The organism is Bartonella saheliensis (assembly GCF_902162175.1).
The window spans coordinates 1-3,753 of sequence record NZ_LR607268.1 but is presented as its reverse complement, the minus strand read 5'-3'; the positions used below and the strand labels follow the sequence as shown (position 1 = coordinate 3,753).

The 3,753-nt window shown below is 36.4% G+C and carries 2 protein-coding genes; both read right to left on the bottom strand.

The genetic code is table 11. The annotated features are described in order from the left end of the window. A partial coding sequence (locus tag FS875_RS09465; RefSeq protein ID WP_166428922.1) for a restriction endonuclease occupies positions 1-2,726 on the bottom strand: 2,726 nt, incomplete at its 3' end. Between the two features lie 586 nt (positions 2,727-3,312). Continuing rightward, positions 3,313-3,753, bottom strand: a 441-nt coding sequence (locus tag FS875_RS09460; RefSeq protein ID WP_144756091.1) for a DUF3987 domain-containing protein, incomplete at its 5' end; no start/stop codon positions are given.

The window sequence follows — 3,753 nt, the reverse complement described above, 5'->3', positions numbered from 1 at the left end:
ACATCATCAACAGAATGAATGATAAAATCAACAACCTCAATGGGGGTATAAACAATTCCTAATTTTTCTACTGTACGTGGAAAAGCATAACGGAAAAATTCATTATACAGCTCTACAATTAAGCTTTGTTGTGCTTCAAGAGTGGTAATTCCACGCGTGTAAAATTGTATACTCCTAGAAATATTGTTGAGATCTTGAGTTTCTTCTTTAAGAGTAAAGTTATCAAGGGCATTGAGTACACGTTGTAAAGCACAAGATACGGGATTTTCTTGAACAAACTGATGCCCCTCAAATAAAGCATTAAAGACTGGACGCGTCACAAGATGTTGCGCAAGCATTTCAATTGCATTTTGTTCAGAGATAGTTGTATTTAAATTGCTACGCAATTCGGTCATAAAATCATTAAACACCTGCCGTGTTTCAGTTTCTGATTTTGTTAAAATCTCAGTTAAGCGTGTGATATGAGTTTGAGCAAGATCACCAACATTTATTGCCCATTTTTTCCAATAGCTAGGGTCGTAAAATCTCTTAACAATAGCAGCTTTAATGGCATCTTTACATTTAGGAAAAAAGCGGAATTCTCCTTGTACTTCGTGTGTTTGAGAGGGTTCATAAGTTGCTAACCCAATATTAAGTCCTGAATATTCTAATTTTGAGCGTGCAGGTAAATCATCAATAACCGTGGTCGTATCTTCTAACGCAAGTTCTTGAGAAGCTGCAACGATTTCAAGAGCATGGCTTACGTCTTGTTTTTTGTGCATATGGTGAATTATTTTATTAAAGTTATCATCATGTGCACGTAAAGCATTGAGAACTTGCCAGATGACATTATACTTTTGGTTGTTGTCTAAGGCTATTTCCGGCGGAATATCAGCGGGTATCCCAATGGGGAGAATGATATAGCCTCTTTTTTTACCCTCTGCTCTACGCATGACGCGTCCTATTGCTTGAATAATCTCAATTTGACTTTTGCGCGGGTGTAAAAATAGAACGGCATCAAGAGCAGGAACATCAACACCTTCAGAAAGACAGCGCACATTGGTAAGTACACGACACGTATTTTCCCCTGCATCTTCCTTTAACCAGTCAAGTTGTTTTGTCCGCTCTTTAGCACTAAAGGTTCCATCAATATGGGCAAAGGTACAGTTAAGAGGGGGAATATCTTTATAGTTTTTATGAAGAGCGCGCAAAGATTCTTGCACTTTTTCTTTTTTGAATCTTTTGCATATGCGTTTAGAAGTCTCAATATCTTTGCAAAAAGCCAAAGCTCTGCGCATGGGCTTAGGGTCATCTTCAAGATCAAGTTTCAGATCCATTTTGGTAAGGGCTCTATAACAGCCATTAATCTTGGTTCTATCGTCAAGAATAAGTTCATAATTCTTATCAGTAATAAGATGTTGAATGGATTGGCTTACTTCTTTTTCGTTGACAACTAATATGACAACTTTACAAGGTGATAACAGCTTATCCTCTAAAGCACGTGAAAAGCTGTAAGTGTAAAGTTGTTTGCCATAGAGTTTTTCATTATCCATGGATACCAAAACGTTATTGGATAAGACAGCATTCCTTTTCAGCTTGTCACTAAAGATTTTAGGCGTTGCTGTCATGTAGAGGCGTTTTTTTCCTCGAATAATGCTGTTGTCATGAACTTTGATAAATTCAGATTCATGTTTATCTGTTCCTAAAACAATCCCAGTTGTTCTATGGGCTTCATCACAAATGATCAGATCAAATTCGGGTAAATCATATTCCTTTTGTGCATCGGAAATCACTTGAATGGAATGATAGGTCGAAAAGACCACGGTCATAACATCAAGAGAGGTCTTATTGGCTTTACGTGCAAGTTCTTTCGCATCCGTTGTTGCCGGCAAGACAAGATCAGAAGCATCAAGACCAGATTCATCATCATGTTTACTTTTACGACGCTTGCCCACTTGTGTATCCGAACACACGGCAAAGGAACGCAAGGGGATTTCTGTATCAATGGTCCATTCACGGATTGTTTGTGACATCAAAGCAAGAGAGGGTACCAGAAACAACACACGCTTACCTTTTCCAGCTATTTGTTCTGCTATCTTAAGACTGGTAAAGGTTTTCCCCGTCCCACATGCCATAATAAGCTTGCCACGGTCTGCTTCTTGCAAACCTTCACAAACTTTCTCAAGCGCTTCTATCTGATGATCTAAAAGCTTTTTTTTCGGTTGCTCTTTAAGGACGGCTTGTCCTCTTTCTTTATAAGCCCCCCAATCGATTTGACTGTTTTCTAAATCAAACAGATTAATCTGTTGAATACGAACTTCTTGACCATCACAAGTGTTGTTAGCATTATCACTCCAATTGCTTTCGGTGCTATCAACCAGAATGCGACGCGTGAATATTTTCTTCCCAGAGGCAGCGATAAAACTATTAATATCTTCTTTTTTAATGATGTGAGAAGCATCATAGCATTTACATTGAATAGCTGCATATCCTCCTTGATCACGGATTGTAGCGACTAAATCAATACCGATATCACGCCTATCTTCATCATGCTCCTCAGCCCATTCCGAATAAGTCTGAACCTTTTCGTATTCCTGCTTTTGAAGAGGGTCTTCAGAGAAATAATCCTTCACAAGGTTTTCAAACAACGTTCCCAACTCACGGGGTGATTTAGCCTTTTCACGGTAGAATTCTAAGAGAGAGCGTAAAGTGACTTGTTTATTATCAGACTTAACAGATTGCAGCATATTATAATAAAAATCCCTTATCTTATGAGATTATCAATAATCATCAAAAGAATCAAAATGAATTTAATTAAATTTGTTTAAAACAAATATCTATAAAAATGGGAAAAAAGTGCTAAAAAAGCTGATAGTTTTTAAAAAGAGGTTTTTAAAAGATGCTTATCAACAGCCTATGACATATGGTTAGATCAGCAAAATAGTGAAATTTGCTTATCGTTTGATGTGTCAATCAAGACAAATGAAGTATGTACTTTAAGAAATCATAATGATTATTTTGATAAGTTTTACGAGTGACTTTAATAGATAGGTTTTGAAGGTTTCTCAAACCCTCAAAATACCTTCAAAATATATTATTAATTGTATCTATAGCTTCATAATATCCCTATAGGTTGTTTTTTGAAAACTTCATAAAAATAACCAATTGAAATATAACAACTTTTATTTTCGATTAAAAAATATATAAAAGGAGGGGTAAAAGGAACCTTCAAAACCTTCAAAATCCTCGAAATTAAGAGATAAAAAGACTTTGAAGGTTCATGACACAAATAAAGGTTATGAAGTTTAGTGTTTTATAAGATTTTCAGATTGCCTATTGTGATGTCTTATCACTTTTCACTAAAGGATTCCATTCATAGCGTATGGTAGGTCGACCGCTTTTAGAGCTATTATCACTTGCTATTTCACGAATATAGTTGCAACGGCATAAAAGCTCTAAAGCTTGCTTAACGGCTTGATTGTCTTTTAAAGAACTCCAACTTCTTTGATGAATGTCTCTTGCCGTAAAAACATCGGGTAAACAATCACAGCGTTCGACAATTAATTTTGCACGCTCTGCTGTTAATGTATCTCCCGCCGCATAAAGACGTTTTGCGTGACTTATCAGATATTTTTCCCAATACAAGGCTCTCTCAAGGGCATTTCTATTGATTTCAAAACGCCCGCCTTCACACAGTTCAAAAATCAACGCAAGGGTTGGTATGGTTTTATCCATTTTCAAAAGATATGATTGTAAACTTGTAGAGAAATTTTC